Raw genomic sequence first — 26,036 nt, forward strand, 5'->3', positions numbered from 1 at the left:
CGAAGTGTATGAGCTTTTTACAAATACGTAACGTTTCTCACTGCTTTTTTGCAAAAGAAAATGCCAAACTTATTCTTGAAGATATGAGTTTGCAAGTAGACGAAGGCGAATTTATTTCAATCCTTGGTCCAAGTGGTTGCGGAAAAACAACGCTCCTCTCCATCATCGCAGGTCTACTTGATCCAATTGAAGGTATCGTATTTTTAGATGGTGAACCGATTACAACTAAGACCCCATCTATGGGCTATATGCTCCAGCAAGATTACTTGTTTCCTTGGAAAACAATTGAAGAAAATATTATGCTCGGACTTCATATTCGGAAGGTTTATGATGAAAATACGAAAGAACATACATTAAAGCTTTTAAAACAAGTCGGCCTATATGATATAGAACAGCAATACCCTCGTGAACTATCCGGTGGTATGCGCCAACGTGCTGCACTCGTTCGAACATTAGCGACCGACCCAAAAATTTTATTGTTAGATGAACCATTTTCCGCTCTTGATTATCAAACAAAATTAAAACTAGAAGATCTCGTCTTCACATTACTACGTAACTATAAGAAAACATCCCTACTTGTGACACATGATATTGAAGAAGCAATTGCGATGAGTGATCGTATTTATTTACTGCAGGCGAACCCTGGAAAAATTGCAAAAACGTTCATCGTCCCAGAAAGTATCCGTTCCTTATCGCCGTTAGAAGCACGCCACCACCATGACTTCCCATCCCTCTTCCAAGAAATATGGAAGGAGCTGGAACGACTTGGATAATATAAAACAACTACATGAACAGTTTCGAAAAAAAGAAAGACAACATGCATGGTTAGCTCGCTCTTTACAACTTGTACTTCTTGTTCTTTTCTTTGCAATATGGGAAATAGCTAGTAAAAAAGAATGGATTGATCCTTTACTCTTTAGTTCTCCTTCAAGTATTTGGGATCTCTTTTTAACGAAATGGATTGACGGTTCACTTTGGGTCCACATATGGACGACATTACTTGAAACAGGAATAGGCTTCATTCTCGGAACTGTACTCGGAGCTATTATTGCTACTCTCCTTTGGTGGATGCCACTTTTGGCCCGCGTACTTGATCCTTATCTCGTCGTCCTAAATGCAATGCCAAAAGTTGCACTCGGTCCAATCATCATTGTTATTTTCGGTCCAAATATTTCATCCTCTATCGCAATGGGGGTAATCATCTCCATCATCATTACCATTCTCGTTATTTACAGCGCATTTCAAGAAGTCGATTCCAACTATATTAAGGTCATGGACACATTTGGCGCAAATAAATGGCAATGCTATAAGCACGTTATTCTCCCTTCATCTTTCCCTGCAATTATTTCAACGTTAAAAGTAAATGTTGGCTTATCATGGGTCGGTGTTATTTTCGGGGAACTCCTCGTTTCTAAACAAGGACTTGGCTATTTAATTAGCTATGGATTCCAAGTCTTTAACTTCACACTCGTCTTGCTCAGTGTATTGCTCACTTGCGTCCTCGCAACTCTTATGTATGTATTTGTCGAGGCATTTGAAAAACTCCTTATTGGAAAACGAAAAAAAAGCTGACTTAGAGCGATATGCTAGAGTCAGCTTCTTTCTCTTACCTTTTATCACACATTTTTGAATCATCTGCAATATTCCCATTAGCAACCGTAACTGTATGGAAACAATCTTTCACACGCACCGTAACGACATTATCTTTTCGATCAATAATATGATAATCATTAAACTCTTTATTTAATGCACTACGAATTTGCTCTCCTTCAAAAATCGGAAAACCGTGAGACATTACCCAAATGAGACCAGCAACAGCAAGAATCGTTTTCATACGTTTCATTACCTCCTCGAGAGTAAACTTATAGCCCCTATACTATGCGCATTATAATTGTGTCTAATTTGTGACGTTTTTATACTAATTCTATTTTAATGATTCAGTTCCTTCTTCTTTTTTAAAAAAAGACAGAATTTTCAATTTTATCAACATAAAGAAACGCAAAGAACTATAATTCTTCACGTTTTCCCTTGGCTAAAATATATCGAACACATAATTCGCATTAGTGTCCACTTGGTTGTTCTATCGTTTTCGAAACATCATATAATCCCGCTAACACTTCCGCTCTCATTTTTACAAGCTCGGGGAATTGATAGAAGAAGATAATTTTTTTATATTTTAATTCTGTTCCTTCTTTCACCTTTTTTGAATCTTGTAAAATAAACGCTGTAAATGTATCCGCAATATCCTCTGCTACATTTGTCGTCCCATACAGTGAAACAAACTCACCATGCTTTTCCTTAAAAAATTCAATTTGAGCTTCTTCGCTTTCTTCCACTTTCTTTTCTGTCCACTCCTGGCCAATTGGTTTCCAGAAAGAATTATAAAATTGATTTATATAAGAGCTCTCCTTCGCACATCCTTCTTGTAAGAAAAGAGATTTACATTTATTTTGGTATGATGAAATATCTTTATCTTCTTCAAAAGCCTTTAAGTACTTTTCATTTACTGGTATTTGTTTATGTCCCAGCGTTAATACGTGAGCCGTCTCATGTATTAATGTTTTCATCACTTGATCGATATTTACTGCAGAATCAAGCGTATCTAAACTAATGGTCCACTCTTTCGGATACTCCATACTCGGCATAACATGAGCCACAATTCCATCGTATCCATCTGTTACCATATCAAACTCTTTTATGTCAGTGCGATACTTAGCAGGAATAAGCGTGCTATACATCTCCCATAACGATTCATGATAATCCCTATCTTGACGTTGCTTTAATACTTCTTCTTTCGCGTCCTTATCCTCCGCAAAAGCCTTATTCAATCGTTTGCGATCTAGTTTATCGAAATAAGGATCTACAATTTCATCACCATCGATATAATAAGAAGCTAAAAAGAAATAATTTTCATCATCCTTTTTTTTCATTTCTGCTTCTTTCATATCGTTACTTGAATGTCCTTCTAAATCATAATCCTCTAGTACTTCAAGTTCTGAAAGTCCATCTATCTTTTTATATACTTTTTGAAGTGTTTTATCACCTATTTGTGTGCATTCTTCTGTCGTTTCGCACACATCTTTTTTCTCTCTTTTCGAAGTTTGCTCCGACATATCACATCCAGCTACTAAGCCCGTTGAAATCATAAAACACATTAACTTGCCATACAGTTTCTTCATACGCACCTCCATTATTCCATTCTACAAAAATATCATAATCATTTTTTAACGAATATGCGATAATTAATTATAAAAGCTGTATGGAGGTTTCCCATGATTCGAGCAATCTTATTTGACTTAGATGGAACACTATTAGATCGTCGCCAATCTCTAGAGCAATTTATTCGCGATCAATATAATCGCTTCGCCTTTCATTTGATAAACATAGAAAAATTCGAGTATTGCTCTCGTTTTCTCGAACTCGACAATAATGGTTACACGTGGAAAGATAAGGTATATTCCACTCTCCTTTGCGAATACAACATTACCACTTTAACGCAAGAGCAACTGCTGCACGACTACATTACAAACTTCCAACATCATTGTATTCCTTTCCAAAACATGCATGAATTACTTCAACAACTAACTCAGCGAAACATTAAAATTGGTATTATTACAAACGGCTTTACTAAATTTCAGATGAGCACCCTTCGAGCACTAAACATACATACGTATACAAACACAATTTTCATTTCAGAAGCAGAAGGAATTAAAAAACCACATCCTGAGATTTTCGAACGAGCTTTGCAAAAGCTAAACGTAAAAGCAGAAGAATGCCTTTACGTTGGAGACCATCCAGAAAATGACGTAATAGGAGCTGAACAAATAGGCATTCTTGGCGTTTGGAAGAGAGATTCATTTTGGGGTGACTTTGAACATTCACGTGTCGTGGATGATTTGTTGGAGGTTCTTTCATTTTTAGAGGTGGAGGTAAAAACAATACAATAGTAAATAAATTATATCAGCGATTTTTCGAATATATCGACCGCAACTCCAAATATATCAGCAATTTTTGAAATATATCGATTTACCGACAAAAAGTGACAATAGTAAGTGGATACTTTCATTCCCAAATGCCTCCCTAAAAGTAAAGATATATTCACACCTTTTTTGGGTATTTAATCAAAAAAAGAAACCGGCCACTTTACTTCGTAAAACAGCCGATTTCTTCTATATGTTTCATCGTACGCGCTAATACATCATCGCGCATAATAAAGCTAAATTTTCTATCAGTTTTAATATTATCAGGAATGTCTTTTAATAAAACAGACCCTTTCGTTTCTTCGTAATGCGTATGTTGCTCTACCGCACTAATTGTTGCAAAATAAATGTTTTTAATGATTATTTTGTCTTTTCCGGATACTTTGTATTGCCCTAAGTAAGTTAAATCAGAAACTATGCCGCCGGTTTCCTCATGAACTTCTCGAACTGCCGCTTCTTCCGGTGTTTCCCCGAGTTCTACTTTACCACCTGGAAATTCAAGACCACGGCGTAAATGATGCGTTAATAACCATTGATCCCCGTACCGGCATACAACCCAAACATGCTTTGGCTCAGGAGAAAATGGGTAACGTTCAAACGATAATTGTACAGTGTTGTGGTAATAATCTTTAAATTTGTACATGCCATTACTCCCCTATTGATGATTACAAGTTTTTCCTACCACAAATTGTAGCATATTCTCGCTTTTCTGCATAATATTATCCAATTACAATCCATTGATTATTCCCATTTGTGCGACTAATTCTTTCGTTTCATGATTCCCTAGATCATAAATCATTTTATATGCTTTTTGTAGTTGTTCATCATATCGATCATTATTCGAATCGTGATGATACTCAACGAATGGAACGTGGGAGCGTACATACGAACCTAAGTCCTCTTCATACGCTTGATCAAAATACTCTCTTAACTCCGTAATCTCTTCGTCATTTGCATAAATTTCAAAATTATACGTATCCGCCGTCTTCACTTGCGAAATTTGACCATTTCCAACTGATATATAATATGTTTTTTTATTCTCCATGTAACACCCTTCTTTCATCCTTTTAATTTCTATTGTTTTCATCAATTACAAAATTATGTAAAATAAAGAAAAGGAGGGATTTCATGCTCAAAATATTAATTATCGGCATTATAATCGTACTGATCGTATTAGTACGATTATAATGCCGATTAATAAAGGCTATTCTTACAAACATTCGATTGATAAACCAGAAGATAACCCTTACTCGAAAAATAATAAGGAGGAATCATAGTATGCTTCGTATACTTCGCATCGCAATCGCACTCACTGTGATAATTATGTCGGCAATTGGGCTCTATACAGGTCAAAATAACTTTCTACCACTTTCACAATTTCTATTAGGAGCTTTAATGTTTCTCATCGCAATTGAGCAAATAAAAAAGAAGGATTCAGGAACCGGATTTATTTGCATTGTTGCTGGTGCTTTCATTTGGCTTGTTTTTATCATTACCTACATAAAATAGAGGAGGGTCTTTTATGCTGAAAGGATTACGGATTACTTTATCACTTATTGCTTTATCTATAGCAATCTATAGCTTTTTTACTGGTAATAGGGAAATCATGCCTTATATGTTCATCTTTTTAGGGGGGATGGCTTTCATTATTAGTATAGAGGAAATCTTAAAACAGCAAAAAGGTGGTAGCATACTTGCTCTGTTAGCAGGAGCTGTTGCTTTATTTCTTGGCTTCTCAGAAATATTTCGATAAATAGTCTCTTTAAAGGAGGAATTCGATGCTAACTGGAATACGCTATTTTTTCATGCTTCTCACAATCTCTCTTTGCACTTATTCTCTTGCTACCGATAATTTCACACTTCTCCCATACATGCAATTTGCTCTCAGTTGTTTCTTTATTCTTCTAGGAATTAATGAACTGAAATCCGGAAGAAAATCAATGGGTATCTCGCATTTTTTCGTTTCTATTCTTATGCTCTTCATTGTAATATCGAACTACCTTCGTTACATGTAACATGTAATTTTAATCACCTACTGACTATTCCCTTTCACCAATTTGGCTTTGTCGAACAGGTAATAAATTTGAGGATAACCTAAACAAAAAAAGGTGGAGAATAGTATGCTAAAAGTATTTCGTATTATATCCGCTCTGATCGTCATCGCTCTCGCTCTATATGGAATGTTTACAAACCCGCTTGTTATTATGCCCTATATGCTTATTGCCTTATCTATCATGGCTTTCATCATGAGCGCAGAAGAAAAACAGAAACAACAGAAAGTAAATAGTACAATCTCTTTCTTTTCTGGTGTCTTTACTTTAATTATTGTCATTCTTATTCTTGTCTCTCGATAACAATACTTCTACTAAGGAGGATTTCATGTTAAAAAACTTTCGAATTATAATAGCTACTATCGCTCTCATTCTCGCTCTACTTAGCCTCTTTGCAAACCTCTCTATGCTTTTACCATTCGTATTTATCCTTTTAAGTATTATGTTTATCCTTTTTGGAATTGATGAAATAAAAGAGCAGCAAAAAGCAAAAGCATTTGTTTATTTTCTCGGTTCTGTCTTTATTTTATATGTTGGAGTGTCTAGTATACTTTCATAAAAGAAGAGCAAGTTTTCTCTTAACAAAATAAAAAAAACTGCCCTTTCACAGGCAGTTTTTCTTTCTATCCAAATACTTTCTCAAGTTCATCTTTATCTTGGCTTAACCAGAAGTTCATTAAGCGTTGTGCTCCTTCTAAGTCGTGAAGCTTCGCTTGGCCACATTGTGTTTCATTTGCAGCTGGAATTTCTGTAATTTGAACCGCATCTTTTAATGTTAGTTCTAATAAATCAATGATTTCTCGAACCGTCGGTGTTCCGCTTACTACAAGATAATATCCTGTTTGGCAACCCATTGGTGAAATATCGATAATATCAAAATGCGGATAACGATCAATATATTTACGTAAATTAAATGCTAATAAATGTTCTAACGTATGAATAACATCTGGTTTCATTGCTTGTTTATTCGGTTGGCAGAAACGAATATCAAATTTATTTACAATACCGTCACTACCTACATTGTGGACTCCGCAATGTCTTACATAAGGCGCCTTTACAATCGTATGGTCTAATTCAAAGCTTTCTACTGATGGCATACAACATCTCTCCCGCTTTTAATTTAATTCCGTTATATCCAATATGATATAACGGAAATCGACATTAGTAAAGAATTATGTACTGTCGTGCTATAATACTTTAAGACTATGCTGAAAAGGAGACCATTATGAAACAGATTTTTATCGGTATTATACGCTTTTATCAAAAGTTCATTTCTCCGATGACACCGCCAACGTGCCGCTTTCATCCGACTTGCTCTCATTATGGATTAGAAGCGTTTCAAAAACACGGTGCCCTAAAAGGATTTTGGCTTACATGTAAGCGTATATTAAAATGTCACCCTTTCCATCCAGGAGGATTTGATCCTGTCCCAGATAAAAAGGATGACAAAGTAAATTCTTAATTGTCGTAACCATTCACAACTAAATCTAATTTTCCTGTGTCAGGATCTATAACAAGACCGTGAACAGGTACTTCTTCCGGAAGTAACGGATGGTTGCGGAGTATTGACACACTATGTTCTACACTTTCTTCTACACTAGAGAACCCTTGTAAGAATCTTTCTAAATCGATTCCAGAATAACGAAGTGTATCTAATTTCTCTTCTGTTACGCCGCGCTCTTTCATTTTTTCAATTGTACTGCTTGCTTGAATTTTTGCCATACCACAATCATGATGACCGACAACACATACTTCGTCAGCTCCAAGCTCATATACAGCGACTAAAATACTACGCATAATACTTCCAAACGGATGTGAAATAACAGCACCTGCTACTTTAATAATTTTCACATCACCGTTACGCATATTCATTGCTTTCGGTAATAATTCAACAAGACGAGTATCCATACAAGAGATAATTACCATCTTTTTGTTTGGAAATTTCCCTGTTTCATACTCTTCGTATTTTTTCTCTTCAACGAATTTTTCATTGTATTGTAAAATCTCTTCTAATGACTTCATAGTAAAGAACCCTCTTTTCTCTCATTTACATTACATATGTAGTGTACCAAAATTTGAAAAACTCAAAAAGGATATTGCTTTATAGTAAAAATAGGATATTTTCAGATAATCGACATAATTCTTTCAAAATATACACACACCTTTGTAACAAGTCTCACATACTTTAAACGTTTTTTCACTATAAACTGATTGTAGATAATGTAAAAAAGGAGTGAATATTTATTATGTCCGACGTTCTGTTACTAAGTCGTTTTCAATTTGCAATTACTATTTTTTATCACTTTTTATTTGTACCTTTGACAATCGGACTTGTTATTTTAGTAGCATGTATGGAAACTCAATACGCCCGCACATTGAATCCAACATACCGAAAAATGGCAAATTTCTGGGGAAAACTTTTTACAATTAACTTCGTAATGGGGATTATAACTGGGATTACGATGGAATTCCAATTTGGAACAAACTGGTCTGAGTACTCCAAATATATGGGGGATATTTTCGGATCACCTCTCGCAATCGAAGCACTCGTTGCCTTCTTCTTAGAATCTACTTTCATGGGAATATGGTTATTCGGTAAAGACAAAATCTCACCAAAGTTCCGTGCTTTCTGTATGTGGATGGTTGCACTTGGAACAAATATTTCTGCCCTTTGGATTATTACTGCAAACGGATTCATGCAAAATCCTGTTGGGTACGTAGTACGTAACGGCCGCGCTGAATTAAATGACTTCTGGGCACTTGTTACAAATCCATATGCATGGAATATGTTCTTCCACACTGTAATTGGTTGTTATATTGTCGGTGCTTTCTTCGTTATGGCAATTAGTGCATATCACTTACTACGTAAAAATGAAGTGGAATTCTTCAAAAAATCATTTAAGTTTGGCTTAATGTTAGGGTTATTCGCAGCAACAATTACACCATTTATGGGCCATCAATCTGGTGTATCAGCGGCTAAGTATCAACCAGCAAAAGGAGCTGCAATGGAAGCTGTTTGGGACACTGGAAAAGGACAAGGTTTCTCAATCATTCAAATTCCTGATGTAAAAAATGAAAAGAACTTTGAATTCCTTACTATTCCAAAGCTCGGAAGTTTCTTCTATACAAACTCATTTGATGGAGAAATTGTTGGTTTAAAAGATATTCCAAAAGAAGATCGTCCAAATGTTAACCTCGTGTACTATAGCTTCCGCTTAATGGTTGCACTTGGCATGCTCTTTATGGCATTAACTTGGTACGGTTTCTATTTAAACCGAAAAGGAAAACTAGAAAACTCAAAACGTTATTTAAAAATTACAATGTGGTCTGTCTTACTTCCGTACATTGCGATTAATGCTGGCTGGATTGTTGCTGAAGTAGGTCGTCAACCGTGGACAGTTTATAAACTAATGCGTACAGCAGAATCCGTGTCACCTATATCAGTTCCACAAATTTGGTTCTCATTAATTAGTTTAATATTGTTCTACACTTTACTCTTAATTGCAGACGTATACTTAATGCTGAAGTTCGCGAAAAAAGGACCAGCTGCATTAGAAGAACCTGCTACTGAAGGAGGTACAGCTCATGTCTCATGATATGCTTGCAATTATCTGGTTCGGTTTATGGGGCGTAATTTGGACAGTTTACTTCATTCTTGATGGCTACGCACTCGGTAACGGGATGATTTTCCCATTCGTGGCGAAAGACCGACAAGAACGAAATCAATTACAAGAAGCAATTGGTCCATTCTGGGGTGGTAATGAAGTATGGTTAATTACAGCTGGTGGTGCAACATTTGCTGCCTTCCCAATCACATATGCAAATATGTTTAGTTACCTATATACACCACTGTTTTTAGTATTACTTGCACTATTTGCTCGTGCCGCTGGACTTGAATTTATGCATAAAGACGATTCACCAATTTGGCAAAAAACTTGTAAATGGGCATTTACAATTGGTAGTTTCCTAATCGCCTTCTTATTCGGCGTTACATTCGCTAACCTGTATTACGGGCTGCAAATCGGAAAAGATGGTTATGAAGGAACTTTACTTAGCTTACTAAACCATTATGGTATTTTAGGTGGTCTTTTCTTCACTGCTATATTCGTCGTATCTGGTGCCCTTTGGATTATGATTAAAACAACTGGCGAAGTATCTGATCGTGCTTATAAAATCGTAAGACCATTTTCAATGGCAGCTGCTATCATTTTAGCTATCTTCTATGTCGCAACTGCAAATCGTACAAATTTATTCCAAAACTTCACGGAATATCCTGTACTATTCATTCTTCCAGTACTTGCAATGTTAATGAGTGTACTCACACTTATTATGGTGTACAAACATAAAATCAGCCTTGCATTCACATTCGTTTGCTTAACAATCGCAATGTTTATGACAACTGGTTTTGCAGGTATGTTCCCAAGAATGTTACCATCTCGTATTAACGACGCTTATAGTACAACGTTATACAACGCAGCTGGTAGTCAATTAAACTTAAAAATTATGTTCTTCATTGCAATCGTCATGGTACCAATCGTTATTGGATATCAGCTTTGGAGCTACAGCATATTTAAAAATAAAATTCATAAAGACTCTGCTAAAGGATATCACTAAAATGAAAAAGACACTTCGCTTGAAGTGTCTTTTTTTACGTATGATTTTCGATAAGATGTTACATTTCTAATCTAACAACTATGATAAAGAAGAATCACTAACAGCTCACAACTAAATTGTATCACAGGGCAAGCACATCATTTTATGCAATTTTACATATAAAAATTATAACGTAGATTGAATTACTTGGTCATACACATCGTTATCCGTTACATCTGCCGTACTAATACCACTGAATGTCCTCACATTTAGTCCCGTATTTGAAGATCCAGATCCATTATAAGCTTTCGTTTTTTCAATTGGATGTACGTTATATTTATCACCTAAGTTAATTGTCCCGTTACAATTCTCAATAATAACCCCTTCCACAATAGCTGGCATTTTATCACCTACTTTCATTTCGTTACTTTTATTTTATGAACATCGCCTACAAAAATAGCATGTTTCAATAAGAAAAAGCACTCAAATTGAGTGCTTTTTCTCTAAGCATTAATGGCAAGTTTGGAGACAGTTGACTTTTTCAAAAATTTATTAGGGGTAATATTTTGAAAAAGAAAGCCTTTCATATTTAACTTAACACCACTGGAATATATAGTAAATTGATAATATTTATACGGAAGATTGCTAATGTTTAGTATAGATAGTTTGCACTACGTTAATAGTGGAAATTATCTATACTAAGAAACAAAAAGACGCCTTTCAAGAAGACGTCCTTTCCCCTGTTTATATATACCCCATCCCGCTTTTTGTAAACACACACTAGAAAACAGAATCATGAATTGTTACAAGATTGTTAGGTAAAAAAAGAGTAGAGGTAAATATTAATATAAAATTCTGCTTTATAGCGTGTATCCACAACTTATATTTTAATCCTCTTCCCTTGAAAATAAACATAATATGCATAATTACATACCAAAAAGAAAAAGACACTCCACAGAGTGCCTCTTCAACCATTTTACTTTTAATATATCACTTTGAATACATTTTACCATATTTAACTATATCGGTTATTGAGAAAATTCGAAATCGTTATTTTTTTATCAACATCTTCAAAATCATGTAATATTAAGGATGCAATAAAACATTATACAAATTGAGGTGTACTATATTTATGTTTTTCGGAATCATTCCTCTTATATTGTTTATTATTTTTCTTATCTCTTACTTAAAAGATCCACGAAAAATAATAAATGGCTTTTTATTTAATGCCTTTTTCTGTTCATTTCTATTATTTTGTGCAATCGCCTCGTTTGCATCTGGTAGTAACACTTTACATTTCATCGTTATTCTACCCATGTTAGCTCTACTTTTCATGATACCTTTTGGCATCGTTGCTCTAATGTTTGGACTATTTCTTAATGCGAGAATCTTGATGAGGCGTGAAGGAAGACGCTTTACAAACTCTTTAACTTTAATTGCTGCTTTAGGGATTTTATTCTGTATACTAATCCCTATCATAAATCCAGCAAGTTTATTCTCAGAGCATTTTCAATTTATTTTTGCTGCTATTTCTCTTGTAACTATGTATTTCTTTATACATTTATCTAACTTCTTAAGCGCTTATTTTCTATACCAATTCAATAGACCGAGACGTAATCAAGATTTCATCATCGTTCTTGGTAGCGGCTTAATTAATGACAAAGTGCCACCCTTACTTGCAAGTCGCATTAATAAAGCAATCGACTTTTATTGGAAGCAAGCCGCTGTGAATACACCACCAACAATCATTTTCTCTGGTGGGCAAGGGCCTGATGAAGGTCTTCCGGAAGCAGAAGCGATGCAAAATTATGCTGTTGAAAAAGGAATTCCGCTTGAACATACGGTACAAGAAAATCGTTCTGTAAACACATATCAAAACATGTCGTTCTCTAAAGAAATTATGGATTCTTTAAAACCAGAAGGTAAGTATAAAAGTATTTTTACAACGAATAATTTCCATCTTTTCCGTGCTGGCATATATGCAAGACAAGCTGGCCTTAATAGCCAAGGAATCGGATCAAAAACAGCCTTTTATTACTGGCCTAATGCAATGATTCGCGAATATGTCGCAATTGTCGTTATGGGGCGTAAACGCCATATGAAAATATGTGGAACTATTTTAGGTTTCGCTTTATTCCTAACAGTCGTTAGTTTTATACTTTCTTAACAACATCCCATCCTTTAAAAGGATGGGATTTATTATACGAATTTCAAAAATATTTTAATGGTAATATGGTGATAATATCCCCTGCATACATCCATTAAAGGAGAATTTTTTCAAATTAAATGTTAAAATGGAATTTAGGTGTGAATTACGTAACAAATAAGAAACTAGTTTGAAACGAGGAAATTACATGAAGAAAATTGTCAAGAGTAAGCCCAATAAGCTAAAAATCGCTTCAAAAGCTTTGATGATTATTATTGGGGCATTTATCACAGCGTACGGATTAGAATCCGTATTAATTCCAAATAACGTATCAGACGGTGGTGTGACTGGTTTAAGTATCGTTAGTTCAAGATTATTTGGATTGCCATTAGGAGCTCTAATCGCAGTTATTAACATTCCTTTCGTTTGGTTAGGATATAAACAAATTGGTAAAAGTTTTGCAATTTATTCTATTATCGGGATTGCTTCATTAGCAATAGGTACCGTTGTCATGCACGGAATACCAATTATTATTGAAGGTGATACATTACTCGTTACAGTTGTTGGTGGTATTATTATCGGTTTTGGTATGGGACTAGCATTACGTAACGGCGGCGCATTAGATGGAATCGATATGCTAGCTGTATTACTTTCTCGTAAGTTACCTTTTGGAACAAGTGACCTTATTTTATTCTTAAATATGTTTGTCTTTATTTTTGTTTCAACAGTATTTGGTCTTCAAGGGGCTATCCTTTCGGCAATTGCTTACTTTATCGCTTCGAAAGTGATTCATATCGTTGAAGTTGGTTTAAGTGGTTCGAAAACATTTAAAATCATCACGAAAGAGCCTGAATTAATGGTAGAAACAATTCGCGATCGTTTAGGCCGAAGCGCAACGTATAACGAAGTATACGGTGGTTATTCAAGAGAGAAATTCAAAGAAATTTCTTGTGTAATTAACCGTTTAGAAGAAAGTAAAATGAAGGACCTGATTAATGAAATCGATCCTAATGCCTTTATTACAGTTTATGACGTAGCTGAAGTAAAAGGCGGTAACTTTAAGAAACGTGATATTCATTAATCATTATGAAAAAAGAGGCTGTGCCAAAATATTGGTACACCCTCTTTTTATTATGAAGTTGGTAAATCGATATTCCTTTTCGAATCGTTGATATATTTTGAGCTACGATAGATATAATCGAAAAACCGTTGATATATTTTACTCCCCCCATCTTCCCCCGCTTTTAATCCAATCGACGTATTTTTGAAAAGCGGGCACTTCATGCTGAAAGCGAAGCGGAATATATAGAAAGAGAGTACATGTACATAGTATCCATAGAATACCTACTATAAAGTGAAATTTCATCGTTGTGCTAATAAACAAACTGAGGAATAAGACGAGGAACATAATCAAACTAAACCTTTTATATATACTCATAATAATCTCCTCCTTATAACTTAATTGTACCAGCTATAAGGAATTAATTCCCATAATAAAAAGACCGAAAAGCAAATTCCACTTTTCAGTCTCTATACTATCTTCTCTTCATAATTTTCCCTGAACCGCCAACCCTTGTTTTCGGGGGCGACGTATTCTTTGGTGGGGTTTTAATGGATGATTTCGGCTTCACATCAGATCCACTCGAGCCACCCGGATTTTTCGAAATTTTCCCTTTGCTTCCGGTAGAAGGCGGTGGCGTCGTTTTACTTCCTTTTTCCGTAATACTTCCTTTATCACCTACAGATGATTTCGGATCTACATTATCGCCTCGCTTAATAATAGATCCTTTCCCTTCCTTCGTAATTGGAGGCGGGGTTTTCTTTTCCTCTTTCGTAGGTGGTCTTTCCGGGATCACCGGTTTATGATTTTGTCTGTCATTATATCCGCGATAATCACCGTATGATGATTTGCGTGAACCGAATATATCGTTTAATATACTCCCCATAATATATCCTTGTAAGAAGGATGGTTGGTAATTTTGACGGACAAATTCTTCATTGCTTATTTCAATTAACGTATCAGATGGTTTCTCTTTATCCTTTTGTAAATTATACATTTTATCAGAATAAACGAGGAACATTTGATTTTCGTCTTCTTTAGATGCTTGCTTCGGTTTCCTTTCGGCTATAAGTTCCTTTGCAACTTCAGGAACTGACCGATTGGCGGCCCTATACACGTAAGATTCTTGTTTACCATCCTTTGCGACAGACTCTAGTGGGTAACGGTCCTGAATTGACTTCGCCTGACCACTTTGACAGCCCGATAAAGCATAACCGGCAATAACAAGTAATGTAACGATAGCAAGTATAGGGATTACGAACGATTTAATCATGGTAAACAATCGGTTTGACATGATTACGCCCCCCTTATGTTGCTCTTATGATTTGTACATCAGCAGGAATAATTACTTCTCCCTCATACATCATTGTGCGACCATTTTGCCATTCAACACGTAATAATTTACGGTTATCAGATTGGAATTCCCATACGTACTGTTCTTCTGAAGCAGCAAATGGTGTTTTCCCCATAACAACAACACGTCCATTATATTGTTCTTCCATATGATACTCTATATCATCCATTTCAATCGTCGTCGGAATTTCATCGATTGAATCTAAACGACCATCAATCGGTGTATACAATTTGTAATACGTATTTTCACGGTCTTCAATTTTCAAATAACGAATATCTTTCCCATCCTGCAAAGTTAAAATAATCTCCTTGCGAGAATGCATGCTCGTTTTCCCAGTTAATTCGTACATGACTAACGAGACTTCAATCATATCGCCAGGAGCCAACGTTAAAAGACTCTTTTCTGGCTTCGGCGGCTCCGGACTCTTCATTATATTTTTAATACGTTTAAATAAACTCACAATCTACCCCTCCTTTTCTCTTTATAAACAAGCACCTAAAATAAGTGCACCAACGATATGTAATGAACCAGCTAACAACGCATGTGCTAAGCTGCCTTCTTTCGTTCCTTCTTCTAAATCTAAACCAGACATTTTCTTTAACACAAACTCAATGAACATTTCTACAATTAATAAAATAACGAATGAAACTGCTGAGGCAAGAAGCGCTTGCCATAAGTCATTCGCTTTCGTTATAGATTGAGATAAAATGTACCCTTGCGCAAATAATTTCATAACGAAACGCGTTGTCACTGCTGTATTTCCATTTTTCATTTCTTTTAAATCATTGTATTTTGTAAAAATCGAATCAACCCACATAATTGCAAATAAAAGTACCGCACTCGCTCCAGTCCATACAAGCATAGCTAAAACATTCATCCACGTCATTACAAAACCTCCTCTAAAAAAGTAAAGTGAAACTTTAATCAGTGGGGAGTTTTCCATCCCCTACTGATTATTAGTTGAACCAATCGGGCATTTACGGGCAGTCGATCTCCCACCAACCTCTCTGCTTTCACAAAATGTTGAGGTGGGAGTCTTTGCCCGCAAATAGCGGGGTAATAGAAAACCGACATGAATTCTCTTCAGACATGTCGGTTTCTTTGTCTATTCTATATTATTTCTCGTACTGCTTCATAATACGAGCTAATTCATCGTCAACAACAGAATTTTTGTTTAAGCTTGCGAATTCATCATCTAACGACTTTTCTTTCTTGTAAATTTCACCGCTTGCTTCTGCTTCAGCCTCTAATTGAAGTGCTTTCTCTTCCATACGGCTTAAACCAGCTTTTGCTGAATTTGAATCAAATCCAGACATCGCCTGATTAATATTCTTTTGTGCTTTCGCTGCATTTACACGTGCAACAAGTGTTTCACGTTTATTTTTCAGCTCTGTTAATTGCTTACGCATTTCTTCTAGCTTAAGACGAAGGTTATCAGCAGCTGCTTTGTTTTGCTCATAGCTCGCTTTATACTCATTCATCTTTTGCTCTGCATTTTGTTTTTCTTCTAAAGCACGGCGCGCAAGATCTAAGTTGCTAGCTTGAACAGCCATATGAGCTTGCTCTTCACGTTTTTTCACAAGTGCTTCTTGCTCTTCAAATAATATTTTGAATTTCTTCTCAAGTGCGATTTGAGCTGCTACACTTTTCTCAGCTTCTTGTACATCCGCTTGCATATCGCGTAAATATTGATCCGTCATCTTAACTGGATCTTCAGCTTTTTCAATTAATGAATACACATTCGACATTGTTAAATCTCTTAATCGTTTAAATACAGACATCCAAATTCCTCCTATGATATACCTCATATTTCAAATTCACTACTTGGAAAATTAAAAATCTCCCTTTTCAGTAAGAATATTCATTTTTACAACCTATGTGTTTATTATAACAAAACTAAGATGTCCTTACATGTTATTTCCAAAATACAACTAATATAATATGACATTCCAGATATAATATTGTATTCCTACTATATCCTTATTATTTCTGCCTTCAAAATTAACTTATTTTTGCGCGATTTCACTAAATTACATAATTGTAATGTTACTGTAAGCTAACTCGATAGTTACGTTTCAATATTTCTTATACACTAATACCAGAAGCAACGGAATAACAAAAAAGCTTCTCATACTGTAAGGACTAATACAAAAACTGTATTTACTATAAAACATATAAAAAGGAGAAATCATCATGAAAAAATTAGTAGGAATCGGGTTAGCAGCAGCAATTTCATTCGGAGCATTATCAGGTTGTTCTTTATTAGGAGAAAAAGCGAACGGCTTAGTATTATACGGAACGGAAGATCAAGTTCAGCAAATCGCAGATAAAAACAAAAAAGATGTAAAAGAAAAAGATGTATATAAAATGAAAGTTGCAACACTTGAAGGTAAAAAAGTACTTGTAATGGATAAGAAAACTGGTGAAGAACTCGTTAAGAAAGAACTACTTAAAAAAGTCGATAAAAATGATGACACAAAAGCAATTGATAAGTTACCAGCTGTAACAGCAGAGCAAGGTGTATTATTTGCAAAAGAGAAAGTTGAAAATGCTACACTTGATGGAGCGAAATTAAAATATGAAGGTAACACAATTATCGGTGACGGCCGTTCTTATGGAGATATGTTTGCCATCGTTGATGACGCAGCATATGGAAATGTAAAAGGTGAAGAAAAATCTGTAGGTATTCTAAAATTTGATAAAGACCCTAGCAAAGAATTACCTGGAGCAAATGGAGTAGAAGCATCACAACTTGTAAAAATTAAAAAGTAAACAAAAAAGCTTTGCGAAATTCGCAAAGCTTTTTTCTATTTCTGAGCAATTTGCTCCATATCTGGACTACAAGTTTGCGACTGACATGACTTACTTAAAGAGCATGCTGCGCATTTTCCCTTTTTACTTCTCTTTACAAAATTAACTAACGTATATGCTGCATAACCAAAAATGATAGCTCCAATTATAATATTGACCATCACCGCGATACATCTCCTTCTAGAATCCGAGTAAGGACCCAACTTGGTATATAATGAGCGTTAATACATAAGCAACAACGAGCGGATAAACGACAGAGAAAACTGTCCATTTCATCGATCCTGTTTCACGTTTAATAACAGCTACTGTCGCTAAGCACGGAACATATAATAAAATAAAGAACATAAATGCATATGCTGATAGCGCAGTATAATGTGCTCCCATTACATTTCCTAGCACATCTTCTTTAACCGCATAAATAATTGCCATCGTAGAAACGACAACTTCTTTCGCTAAAAATCCTGTTAAAAGGGATGCCGCAGCTTGCCACGTTCCAAAACCGAGCGGTGCAAAAAGTGGTGCAATAAATCCACCAATCATCGCTAAGAAACTGTCTCCCATATCAACACCAAATCCTGATGGACCTGCATAGTTTAATAACCAAATGACAACAGAACCACCGAAGATGAATGTACCCGCTTTACGAACAAATCCTTTACCTTTCTCCCACGTGCTCAGCCATAACGTTTTCACTTGCGGCACACGGTAAGGTGGTAGTTCAATTACAAAAATAGATTTTTCTGCTTTTAAAATAGTAAGAGACATAATTTTTGTAACGAGTAATGCAAGAACAATCCCTGCGATATATAAAGAGAACACAACAGTCGCCTGACTATGAGGGAAGAAAACTCCCGCAAATAGTGCATATACAGGTAAACGTGCCGAACAAGACATAAACGGTGTTACAAGAACTGTAAGTAACCTTTCTTTTTCTTGTTCAATCGTTCTCGCTGCCATAATACCTGGAACGTTACATCCAAAGCCGATAATCATCGGAATAAATGCTTTTCCGTTTAAACCGAAAAACTCCATAATTCTATCCATAACAACTGCAATTCGTGCCATATATCCTGAGTCTTCTAGTAATGAAATGAAGAAGAATAGTGCAAAGATTTGTGGAACGAATACTAATACCGCACCAACACCAGCAATAATACCTTCTGTAACGAGTGCTTGAATAAAGTCAGAAGCCCCAACACTTGTGAGCCCAGCTGTAACCCAATCAGTAAGTTGTCCGCCAAAAAATCCATCAAGTATATCAGATAAAGGTGTACCAATCCACGTAAACGTAACCTGAAAAATAAAAAACATAACTGCTAAAAAGATTGGAAGTCCTAAAATTTTATGTGTAATTAACCTATCAATTTTTTCTGAAAAAGGAATTTTTCCTTCTTTCTCATGTTGCATAACATTTGTTTTTAACTTTTCAATATACGCTTCACGAGTCTTGTAAATGTGCTCTTCCAACGTACAATCAAGTTTTCCATCTAAACGAGATCGAATGGCTATAAGTTCCTTATAAATTGGTAATGCTTTCATTTCTTTTTCTACTACTTCGTTATTGCTTAAAAATTGAAGGGCTAACCATCTCGGATGCTCATAATTCACTGTCTCTAAAAGAGCGATTACCTCTCGAATTCCTTCATCCATTTGTACACCATATGAAATAATGAATGGCTTTTTCTCTTTTTGTTTCTCTTCATGAAGAGTAGTAAGTAATTCTTCACAGCCTTTTCCGGTTCTTGCGATGACAGGAACGACTGTTACACCTAATATTTCTGATAGCCGTTTTACATTAATCACAATTCCTCTTTGCTTTGCCACATCAATCATATTTAAACCAATTGAAACGGGCTTACCAAATTCAAGTAATTGCAATGTTAAATGCATATTTCGCTCAAATTGAGAAGAATCCACTATATTTAACATATGATGAAATTCATCTGTTAGTAGAAAATTCGTAACGACACCTTCATCACGTGAAACTGGATTCAAATCATAAACGCCTGGTAAATCAATTAATGTTCCTTGCTTATCTTTTAATTTACCAACCTTCTTTTCTACTGTTACACCGCTCCAGTTTCCTACATATTCATAAGAACCAGTAAGTGCATTAAATAATGATGTTTTCCCTGTATTCGGATTCCCTAGCAAAGCAACCTTATTCACGCTAATTCCACCTTTATCATTTTCGCGTCACAATGACGAATACTAATTAACTGCCCACGACACTCCAATGTACAAGGACCTTTAAACATCGCTTTCTGTTTTATGCGAAGCTCGCTTCCTTCCGCCAGACCAAAAGCAGCTAGTCTCCGCTTTAATAACTGATCTAACGACTGAATACTTTTTACTAACACTTTCTCACCAATTTTAATATCTACTAAGCTCATAACCTTCCCCCTCAGAAGAGAATGATAATTATTTTCAAAAAAATTATATCATACTCTATTTCACTTGGACTATATCTTTTTGCTTCATATTTATTAACATTTCAATACAATTATATTTCAATAATTGTCATACAAAGTATGTTTGCCATTCTCATCCATTTCACTTACAATAAACAATAACAAATAAAGAATCTCGTTATCACAGGGGGAGCCTTACCGCTGAGAGGGAACAATTCGTTCCGACCCTTTGAACCTGTTAGTTAATGCTAACGCAGGAATTGTGCAAACGTCCGAAATACACACCTCTTTTTTTATTTACGTATTTCGTATCCTCCTATGATAATGTTCTTTTTTGTGCAACTTGGATTTAGGGGGAGACAACATGCGTAACACCAATTTACAAGCGATGATCGAATCTGCTATTCTTGCAGCCTTCGCCTTGATTATCGACATTCTACCATTATCAATTAAACTTCCAACAGGCGGTTCCATCTCATTTGCTATGATTCCTATTTTTATTATCGCATACCGCTGGGGCTTCAAAAGGGCTTTCTTAGGAGGCTTAATTTGGGGGCTTTTACAAATTGTCGTAGGCGATGCTTACATTCTAACACCAGTTCAAGCATTCATTGAGTACTTCATTGCCTTTGCCTTTATCGGCTTTGCTGGTTTATTCTATCGTCCAATTCAAAAAGCACTTGCCTCAGACAACAGTAATGCAGAGCATTCAAGTTTTGGTATTCGCAAAGATAAACCAAAACAAAACAAAGGAAAAAAAGCACTCGTTTACATTATCCTTGCCACATTTGTCGGCAGCTTTGCACGCTATTTCTGTCACTTTATTGCTGGTATTATTTTCTTTGGTCAATATGCACCTAAAGGACAATCAGCTGTGCTATATTCATTAATTGTAAACGGCAGTACCATGATTGGTTCTTTCATACTATGTACTGTATTACTAATTCTTTTATTTACAACTTCACCACGCTTATTCAAAAGCATCGGTGCTTATCAAATGAATACACAAAAAAAGGGCGCTTAACTTAGCGCTCTTTTTTCACATCGTAATATCAATTAAAAATACAATAAATGCACAAAAGAAAATAAATACCATTATACTTAGCCAATTGCTATGCACGGTTCATCGACTCCTTACATAACCTCATTTTCTATCCAAATTATACTGCTCCAAAATAAAGATTAGGTAAAGATAATATGAAAACAAATTAAAAAAGCGTAACATGATTGTCTACGCTTTTTTCGGTAAATAGAAGTAAAATAACACACCATCTTCGGTATTCTTCACCCCATATTCAGCATTGTGCAGTTCTAAAATATTTTTTGAAATTGCAAGACCAAGCCCTGTTCCACCTTGTGAACGTTTCCTTGCCGCATCCACGCGATAAAAACGATCCCAAATTTTATCTAATTGTTCTTCTTCAATGTGAGCACCTTTATTTTCAATACATACTTTTATATGATCCTTCCCGTCTATTGTGGAAATAATAATATCTTCTTTTTCTGGTGTATAACGTATTGCATTCGTAATAAAATTCACAATTACTTGTTCAATTCTATTTTGATTCCCAATCACTTCTGCTGGACATATATGTTTGTGCACACTCAGTTCTTTTTTCTCTATCTCCGATGAAAGCTGTTCACATATTTCTTCAATCACTCCATCGATATAGAAAGAATCCATCTTCATGTTGTATGTGCCAGACTCAAATTTAGCTAATTCAAGCATATCCAAAATTAGTATATCCATCTTGTCTACTTCTTTTTCCATCGCCTGAAAATAGTAGTCTTTCTTATGTTCAGCTACCCCATCTTTTAAAATGAAAATACAGCTTTTCATAATACTCAGCGGCGTTTTTAGTTCATGCGATACACCCGCAATAAATTCTTTCCTTGTGTTTTCTAACTTTCTTTCTTTTTCAATATCTTGTTCTAACTGTCCAATATGTGAATGTAGTTTATTAGATAATGTATTAATATTTTGCGATAAATCACCAATTTCATCTTTTGAAGTAATCGGAATTTTTTCTGTGAAATCCAAATGAGCTATTTTCTTCGTTGTATCATTTATTTTTAGTAGCGGTTTTGCAATTTGTTTTGAGTAATAAAACGAAGCTAGAAAAATTAGAACGACTACAAATGCAACAATATAGATGTAATAATCTTGCACCATTTGTACCGCCTCATCGACAGGTTGTAAAGAAGCCATCGCGTATATGTATGTCACCGATCCGTCTTTTTCTTTTTTTGGTTTAATTAATAATTTATATTTTATATCATTTTTTTCATAGTCCATTATTTGTGTTGAATACTGTATATGATTATTCTCTTTTAATAATAAATCAGTTTGAAATTCCTTTATGCTATCTAAGAATAAACTATTTTTATAAATTGGATTCACAGGACCTTTTACATCGGGGAACTGTACTTTCGTAACACGTCCTACTATGAAAGCATCTAATTCCTGAGCAACTTGCTCCTGAACGGCCGGCTTCTTTTCCTTAACAACTTGTTCCTCAGCTGCTTTCTTTTTCTCCTGATCTAATTTAATCATTTTCTCATTAAATGCTTTTTCTAACGGTTTATTAGATCCACTTAAATTTTGCTTACCTAACGAGAAAGAGAATGGAATAAAACTTTCTTCTTTTTTCACTCCAGAAAAATAGATTTCTTGTCCTAAAAACTGCTCTGATAATTTATTATCAATCTCCTCTATATTGACGAGATTACCTAAGGGAATCTTGAATATTTGTTGTCCAAAGCTCTTTTGTTGCCTACGGTCTATCGTTACTTCAAAATAAAAATCATCCACATGTTTTAAATTCCCATTCTGATCTAATATCGTAATCCACGTATTATTTTCTCTTAAAAAATCTTGCTCCAGCTTCTGAATTCCTTCTGCATTTCCTACATAATTCAAATAATTCTTCTCAAAGGAATTTAAATTCACTTTAATATCTTCTACTTTTCGGTTCGCATAATATTGTTTAAAAAATATCGTTTGACCAATAAATATCGTCGCTAAAATCAACATACATAGAGCTGTTGTAAGGATAAATAATTTAAGTACAATCCCTTTTCTCATATGTTCCCCTCGAATTTATAACCGGTTCGCACTACAGTTGTAATGTACTTTGCTTTCTCTCCTAATTTATTTCGCAAATTACGAATATGACTATTAACCGTTCGATCATCGCCAGCAAATTCGTACCCCCAAATTCTTGAAATTAACTGTTCTCTCGTTAAAACAATCCCTTGATTTTTCATGAAATAAGCTAATATTTCAAATTCTGTATGTGTTAAAGTAATGTCTGCCTCATCAACAGTAACAGTACGTGACGGAAAATGGATGTGAATGCCATGAATTGATAACGTATCATCTTCATTTTCTAAAGGTTTCTTTGATGCTTGTCTACTTTCTAATAATCGTTTCGCTCTCGCTAATAAAATAGGCGGACTATATGGTTTCGCAACATAATCATCTGCCCCAAGCTCAAATCCAAGTAACGTATCATCTTCATCTACACGTGCCGTCAGCATAATAATTGGGACCCCGGACGTCTTACGGATCCTTCGGCAAACAGACCATCCATCAAGTTCCGGCAACATAATATCAAGTATAACTAAATCGACCTCTTCTTCTTCAAATAAGACTAAAGCTTCTTTTCCATCTCTCGCTTCAAGCACTTTATATTGTTCACTCAAAAAGTAATCCTTTAATATTTCGCGTAAAATATCTTCATCTTCAACAATTAAAATGTTTTTTGACATAATCTATGTCTCCCCCTCTCATTTTAAGTAGCTAGCATTTTGTACTTGATAATTTTATTTTGAATTGCTCGTAATTAACTTTGCCTCGATAATATATCGATCCGGTGCATCCCCTATATAATCAAATGGATAGCAAGTCGTCAGTGTTAATGTCGGCTCTTCTTTTTTTACAATAACAGTGCGATCATCCGCATGTGTAATCCATGTCTTTTGAATTTCGTATGTGTAAATTTTATTATCATACTCCAAAATAAGGTTATCCTTTTCTTTTAACTCTCCTAAATCTGTAAATACAGTATCTCGATGCCCACTCAGTACAGTATGTCCCCCTCCAGATGGTGTTGTCGTTAAATCACTAACAAACATACCGACTCCTTTTTTCAATATTGCATCATTTGCTCCCCAATATATAGAAAACTTCTTCTTTATTTTCGGTATATTTAACATTGCTACCTTTTCTCCTTCTTTATGCTCGGTTTGAGAAGAAGGTACTTGGGAAGTTACAGGTGTTTCATGTGAAAGTTGATTATCTTGTATATTTTTAAGGCTCTTTATTTCTTCTTTCGTTAATTCTCGAGCAGAGCTTTTTCCTTTATACCATTCCACAGCGCAATACGATCCCATGAATAGCCCTATGGCCATCAATATGATACCGATATAATTGAGTAACTTCATGTTCCATCCCTCCATGCAAAAAATGGTAGGAATAACCTACCATTTTTAATATATGAAATTATCCCATTCTTTATAGAAAAATATTTTATTTACGCCTTAACTTTATTACGACGCTTCAAACCAAATAATGTCCCTATCCCTACAAGACATGCGCTTAGTGCCATCATTGCTACATTATTTGATGCTGTGTTTGGTAATTTTTCACCTTGTACAGCTGGCTTTGCTACTTCCTTTTTCGCTGCATCATTCTTTTGCCCGGCCTTAATTGCTTCTTCTTTTTTTGCAAGAGCTTCCTTTTCTTGAACTTGTGGTGTTACTTCTTTTTTCGCTGTATCATTCTTTTGCCCTGCTTTTATTGCTTCCTCTTTTTTAGCCATATCACTTTTTTCTTGTACTTGTGCCGCTTCTTTTTTCTCTACTTCGCTCTTTTGCTGTTCCTTAATTGCTTCTTCTTTTTTAGCTTTATCTTGCTGCATTTGCGCTGATTCTTCTTTTGTTAATGTTCCAGTAGAAGCGCTCGCTACTGAAGAATATCCTACTGTTAAAAGTGCCATTGCACAAATTGGTAATAGTTTTTTTTTCATTTTATTTCTCTCCTTTTATACTTTATTCTAGTAACACATCACGTCGCACCGGATGTATTATTAGAATAAACAAGAGATGTAAATATAAGATGCAGATGAAATGGAATTCTGTTAAAGATTTCATTTTAGAAAAATAAAAAAACACCGTAATATATACGATGTTTTTTCGGGTGTGTGTCTCGATATTTATTTGTTACTTTCGCGTGATTGAGAAGTAGAAAGGGCCGGAGTGATAACTAATTGTCTCGGCTCAGTTTTCTTGAAGTGATTTTTGACGTTACACTTACGACATTGAACGACCCATGCTTTAATAGGATTTGTTAAAATAATTTTTTGCCTTTCGTTAGGGGCCTCTTCTTCCAATTTACAACTATCGCTCCACTTACTCCATTTCATTGTAAATTTAGAAGAAGAATGATCGTCTTCTCGATCAAACGTATGCAAAAAATCCATTTCTCCAGCTAGCATTACGGTGTTACTAGTTGCTAAAAAAGAAAAGGTCGTCCAATGTTTCTCCATGCCCTCCTACTCCTTTTTCACATATAGAGTGCCTAAAACTTAATTTACCTAAAATATGCTTGCCTTTTACCTTACACCTAT

34 protein-coding genes, 1 pseudogene and 1 riboswitch are annotated in these 26,036 nt (G+C 35.2%); of the genes and pseudogenes, 15 read left to right on the forward strand and 20 right to left on the reverse strand.

Translation table 11 applies throughout. The annotated features are described in order from the left end of the window. The first annotated feature begins 8 nt into the window (after positions 1–8). Together QCI77_RS24355 and QCI77_RS24360 are read left to right on the forward strand one after the other, a co-directional pair. Positions 9–773 carry an ABC transporter ATP-binding protein gene (locus tag QCI77_RS24355; RefSeq protein ID WP_016102906.1) on the forward strand — a complete coding sequence of 255 codons (765 nt, stop codon included), beginning with the start codon at positions 9–11 and terminating at the stop codon, positions 771–773. Further along, positions 766–1,572 carry an ABC transporter permease gene (locus tag QCI77_RS24360; RefSeq protein ID WP_353825562.1) on the forward strand — a complete coding sequence of 269 codons (807 nt, stop codon included), beginning with the start codon at positions 766–768 and terminating at the stop codon, positions 1,570–1,572. The genes QCI77_RS24355 and QCI77_RS24360 overlap by 8 nt, the downstream gene beginning before the upstream one ends. 34 nt (positions 1,573–1,606) lie before the next feature. Here the strand turns inward: QCI77_RS24360 and QCI77_RS24365 are convergent, their stop codons facing one another. Both QCI77_RS24365 and QCI77_RS24370 read right to left on the reverse strand, forming a co-directional pair. Continuing rightward, a complete protein-coding gene (locus QCI77_RS24365) occupies positions 1,607–1,834 on the reverse strand; it encodes a hypothetical protein (RefSeq protein WP_002129567.1) in 228 nt (75 codons plus the stop codon). A 226-nt stretch (positions 1,835–2,060) separates the two neighbouring features. Beyond that, complete coding sequence (locus QCI77_RS24370) at positions 2,061–3,179, reverse strand: recombinase family protein (RefSeq protein ID WP_193652306.1); 1,119 nt, start codon at positions 3,177–3,179, stop codon at positions 2,061–2,063. 93 nt (positions 3,180–3,272) lie between these two features. On the opposite strand from QCI77_RS24370, the gene QCI77_RS24375 reads away from it, so the two are divergent. Next, on the forward strand, positions 3,273–3,947 hold the full coding sequence (locus tag QCI77_RS24375) for an HAD family hydrolase (RefSeq protein WP_353825563.1): 675 nt from the start codon (positions 3,273–3,275) through the stop codon (positions 3,945–3,947). A 196-nt stretch (positions 3,948–4,143) separates the two neighbouring features. Here the strand turns inward: QCI77_RS24375 and mutTA are convergent, their stop codons facing one another. After that, positions 4,144–4,623, reverse strand: coding sequence for an antimutator 8-oxo-(dGTP/GTP)ase (gene mutTA / locus QCI77_RS24380; protein WP_002015736.1), 480 nt, complete (start codon positions 4,621–4,623; stop codon positions 4,144–4,146). Positions 4,624–4,707: 84 nt separating this feature from the next. Continuing rightward, positions 4,708–5,025, reverse strand: a complete 318-nt coding sequence (locus tag QCI77_RS24385) for a hypothetical protein (RefSeq protein ID WP_002089150.1) — start codon at positions 5,023–5,025, stop codon at positions 4,708–4,710. Positions 5,026–5,108: 83 nt separating this feature from the next. Between QCI77_RS24385 and ytzI the strand changes: the two are divergent. The 5 genes and pseudogenes from ytzI (at position 5,109) to QCI77_RS24410 (ending at position 6,590) form a co-directional block, all read left to right on the forward strand. Further along, positions 5,109–5,257 (forward strand): annotated as a pseudogene (gene ytzI, locus QCI77_RS24390) (YtzI protein). A 1-nt stretch (position 5,258) separates the two neighbouring features. Then, on the forward strand, positions 5,259–5,489 hold the full coding sequence (locus QCI77_RS24395) for a DUF3953 domain-containing protein (protein WP_002190991.1): 231 nt from the start codon (positions 5,259–5,261) through the stop codon (positions 5,487–5,489). Positions 5,490–5,502: 13 nt separating this feature from the next. After that, positions 5,503–5,733, forward strand: a complete 231-nt coding sequence (locus QCI77_RS24400) for a DUF3953 domain-containing protein (protein ID WP_002089156.1) — start codon at positions 5,503–5,505, stop codon at positions 5,731–5,733. Between the two features lie 367 nt (positions 5,734–6,100). Then, on the forward strand, positions 6,101–6,334 hold the full coding sequence (locus QCI77_RS24405; RefSeq protein ID WP_002138769.1) for a hypothetical protein: 234 nt from the start codon (positions 6,101–6,103) through the stop codon (positions 6,332–6,334). Positions 6,335–6,359: 25 nt separating this feature from the next. Next, positions 6,360–6,590 carry a YczI family protein gene (locus QCI77_RS24410; protein WP_002138770.1) on the forward strand — a complete coding sequence of 77 codons (231 nt, stop codon included), beginning with the start codon at positions 6,360–6,362 and terminating at the stop codon, positions 6,588–6,590. A 64-nt stretch (positions 6,591–6,654) separates the two neighbouring features. Here the strand turns inward: QCI77_RS24410 and luxS are convergent, their stop codons facing one another. Then, complete coding sequence (gene luxS, locus QCI77_RS24415) at positions 6,655–7,128, reverse strand: S-ribosylhomocysteine lyase LuxS (protein WP_001141371.1); 474 nt, start codon at positions 7,126–7,128, stop codon at positions 6,655–6,657. A gap of 128 nt (positions 7,129–7,256) precedes the next feature. Between luxS and yidD the strand changes: the two genes are divergently transcribed. Next, complete coding sequence (gene yidD / locus QCI77_RS24420; protein ID WP_000809328.1) at positions 7,257–7,493, forward strand: membrane protein insertion efficiency factor YidD; 237 nt, start codon at positions 7,257–7,259, stop codon at positions 7,491–7,493. Here yidD and QCI77_RS24425 read toward each other — a convergent pair. Continuing rightward, complete coding sequence (locus tag QCI77_RS24425; protein ID WP_002015742.1) at positions 7,490–8,053, reverse strand: beta-class carbonic anhydrase; 564 nt, start codon at positions 8,051–8,053, stop codon at positions 7,490–7,492. The genes yidD and QCI77_RS24425 overlap by 4 nt on opposite strands. Before the next feature lie 224 nt (positions 8,054–8,277). Here QCI77_RS24425 and cydA point away from each other — a divergent pair, with 224 nt between their 5' ends. Both cydA and cydB read left to right on the forward strand, forming a co-directional pair. After that, on the forward strand, positions 8,278–9,627 hold the full coding sequence (gene cydA / locus QCI77_RS24430) for a cytochrome ubiquinol oxidase subunit I (RefSeq protein WP_353825564.1): 1,350 nt from the start codon (positions 8,278–8,280) through the stop codon (positions 9,625–9,627). Next, positions 9,617–10,645 (forward strand): cytochrome d ubiquinol oxidase subunit II, encoded by a 1,029-nt coding sequence (gene cydB / locus QCI77_RS24435; protein WP_353825565.1) that lies wholly within the window; start codon positions 9,617–9,619, stop codon positions 10,643–10,645. The genes cydA and cydB overlap by 11 nt, the downstream gene beginning before the upstream one ends. 165 nt (positions 10,646–10,810) lie before the next feature. Here the strand turns inward: cydB and QCI77_RS24440 are convergent, their stop codons facing one another. Beyond that, positions 10,811–11,044, reverse strand: a complete 234-nt coding sequence (locus tag QCI77_RS24440) for a spore germination protein (RefSeq protein ID WP_002015747.1) — start codon at positions 11,042–11,044, stop codon at positions 10,811–10,813. Positions 11,045–11,756: 712 nt separating this feature from the next. Here QCI77_RS24440 and QCI77_RS24445 point away from each other — a divergent pair. Further along, positions 11,757–12,791 carry a YdcF family protein gene (locus QCI77_RS24445; RefSeq protein ID WP_002129589.1) on the forward strand — a complete coding sequence of 345 codons (1,035 nt, stop codon included), beginning with the start codon at positions 11,757–11,759 and terminating at the stop codon, positions 12,789–12,791. 187 nt (positions 12,792–12,978) lie between these two features. Continuing rightward, positions 12,979–13,851 (forward strand): YitT family protein, encoded by an 873-nt coding sequence (locus tag QCI77_RS24450; protein ID WP_012261882.1) that lies wholly within the window; start codon positions 12,979–12,981, stop codon positions 13,849–13,851. Between the two features lie 138 nt (positions 13,852–13,989). Here the strand turns inward: QCI77_RS24450 and QCI77_RS24455 are convergent, their stop codons facing one another. The 5 genes from QCI77_RS24455 to QCI77_RS24475 all read right to left on the reverse strand — a co-directional run bounded on the left by QCI77_RS24455 (position 13,990) and on the right by QCI77_RS24475 (position 16,965). Beyond that, positions 13,990–14,208, reverse strand: a complete 219-nt coding sequence (locus QCI77_RS24455; RefSeq protein WP_353825566.1) for a hypothetical protein — start codon at positions 14,206–14,208, stop codon at positions 13,990–13,992. Positions 14,209–14,305: 97 nt separating this feature from the next. Then, positions 14,306–15,124: a DUF4247 domain-containing protein gene (locus QCI77_RS24460; protein WP_353825567.1), complete on the reverse strand. Its 819-nt coding sequence runs from the start codon at positions 15,122–15,124 to the stop codon at positions 14,306–14,308. A gap of 13 nt (positions 15,125–15,137) precedes the next feature. After that, positions 15,138–15,644, reverse strand: a complete 507-nt coding sequence (locus QCI77_RS24465) for a DUF4178 domain-containing protein (RefSeq protein WP_002015752.1) — start codon at positions 15,642–15,644, stop codon at positions 15,138–15,140. A gap of 21 nt (positions 15,645–15,665) precedes the next feature. After that, positions 15,666–16,070, reverse strand: a complete 405-nt coding sequence (locus QCI77_RS24470) for a DUF350 domain-containing protein (protein WP_002015753.1) — start codon at positions 16,068–16,070, stop codon at positions 15,666–15,668. Positions 16,071–16,299: 229 nt separating this feature from the next. Continuing rightward, complete coding sequence (locus QCI77_RS24475; protein ID WP_002015754.1) at positions 16,300–16,965, reverse strand: PspA/IM30 family protein; 666 nt, start codon at positions 16,963–16,965, stop codon at positions 16,300–16,302. A 412-nt stretch (positions 16,966–17,377) separates the two neighbouring features. Between QCI77_RS24475 and QCI77_RS24480 the strand changes: the two genes are divergently transcribed. Further along, positions 17,378–17,956 (forward strand): lipoprotein BA_5634 family protein, encoded by a 579-nt coding sequence (locus QCI77_RS24480; protein ID WP_044443882.1) that lies wholly within the window; start codon positions 17,378–17,380, stop codon positions 17,954–17,956. A gap of 35 nt (positions 17,957–17,991) precedes the next feature. On the opposite strand, the gene QCI77_RS24485 is transcribed toward QCI77_RS24480, so the two are convergent. From QCI77_RS24485 to QCI77_RS24495, 3 genes are read right to left on the reverse strand one after another with little or no spacing between them, the layout of a single operon-like run. Beyond that, positions 17,992–18,159: a FeoB-associated Cys-rich membrane protein gene (locus QCI77_RS24485; protein WP_033708410.1), complete on the reverse strand. Its 168-nt coding sequence runs from the start codon at positions 18,157–18,159 to the stop codon at positions 17,992–17,994. A 16-nt stretch (positions 18,160–18,175) separates the two neighbouring features. Beyond that, positions 18,176–20,164 carry a ferrous iron transport protein B gene (gene feoB, locus QCI77_RS24490; RefSeq protein ID WP_353825568.1) on the reverse strand — a complete coding sequence of 663 codons (1,989 nt, stop codon included), beginning with the start codon at positions 20,162–20,164 and terminating at the stop codon, positions 18,176–18,178. After that, complete coding sequence (locus QCI77_RS24495; RefSeq protein WP_000060510.1) at positions 20,161–20,388, reverse strand: FeoA family protein; 228 nt, start codon at positions 20,386–20,388, stop codon at positions 20,161–20,163. The genes feoB and QCI77_RS24495 overlap by 4 nt, the downstream gene beginning before the upstream one ends. A gap of 194 nt (positions 20,389–20,582) precedes the next feature. Then, a riboswitch (TPP riboswitch) is annotated at positions 20,583–20,684 on the forward strand. An 86-nt stretch (positions 20,685–20,770) separates the two neighbouring features. Here QCI77_RS24495 and thiT point away from each other — a divergent pair. Next, positions 20,771–21,430, forward strand: coding sequence for an energy-coupled thiamine transporter ThiT (thiT, locus tag QCI77_RS24500; protein ID WP_113770448.1), 660 nt, complete (start codon positions 20,771–20,773; stop codon positions 21,428–21,430). Positions 21,431–21,637: 207 nt separating this feature from the next. Here thiT and QCI77_RS24505 read toward each other — a convergent pair whose 3' ends face one another. From QCI77_RS24505 to QCI77_RS24525, 5 genes are all read right to left on the reverse strand, one after another. Beyond that, entirely contained in the window at positions 21,638–23,491 is a 1,854-nt protein-coding gene (locus tag QCI77_RS24505) for a sensor histidine kinase (RefSeq protein ID WP_353825569.1), read from the reverse strand. Next, positions 23,488–24,177, reverse strand: coding sequence for a response regulator transcription factor (locus QCI77_RS24510; RefSeq protein WP_353825570.1), 690 nt, complete (start codon positions 24,175–24,177; stop codon positions 23,488–23,490). The genes QCI77_RS24505 and QCI77_RS24510 overlap by 4 nt, the downstream gene beginning before the upstream one ends. Before the next feature lie 54 nt (positions 24,178–24,231). Beyond that, positions 24,232–24,852 carry a class D sortase gene (locus QCI77_RS24515; protein ID WP_353825571.1) on the reverse strand — a complete coding sequence of 207 codons (621 nt, stop codon included), beginning with the start codon at positions 24,850–24,852 and terminating at the stop codon, positions 24,232–24,234. Positions 24,853–24,941: 89 nt separating this feature from the next. Continuing rightward, positions 24,942–25,436 (reverse strand): LPXTG cell wall anchor domain-containing protein, encoded by a 495-nt coding sequence (locus QCI77_RS24520; protein WP_071733392.1) that lies wholly within the window; start codon positions 25,434–25,436, stop codon positions 24,942–24,944. A gap of 186 nt (positions 25,437–25,622) precedes the next feature. Beyond that, a complete protein-coding gene (locus QCI77_RS24525) occupies positions 25,623–25,955 on the reverse strand; it encodes a hypothetical protein (RefSeq protein WP_000410949.1) in 333 nt (110 codons plus the stop codon). Between the last annotated feature and the right edge of the window lie 81 nt (positions 25,956–26,036).

The organism is Bacillus cereus group sp. MG9, from assembly GCF_040459995.1.
In the GTDB taxonomy this organism is placed as follows: domain Bacteria; phylum Bacillota; class Bacilli; order Bacillales; family Bacillaceae_G; genus Bacillus_A; species Bacillus_A mycoides.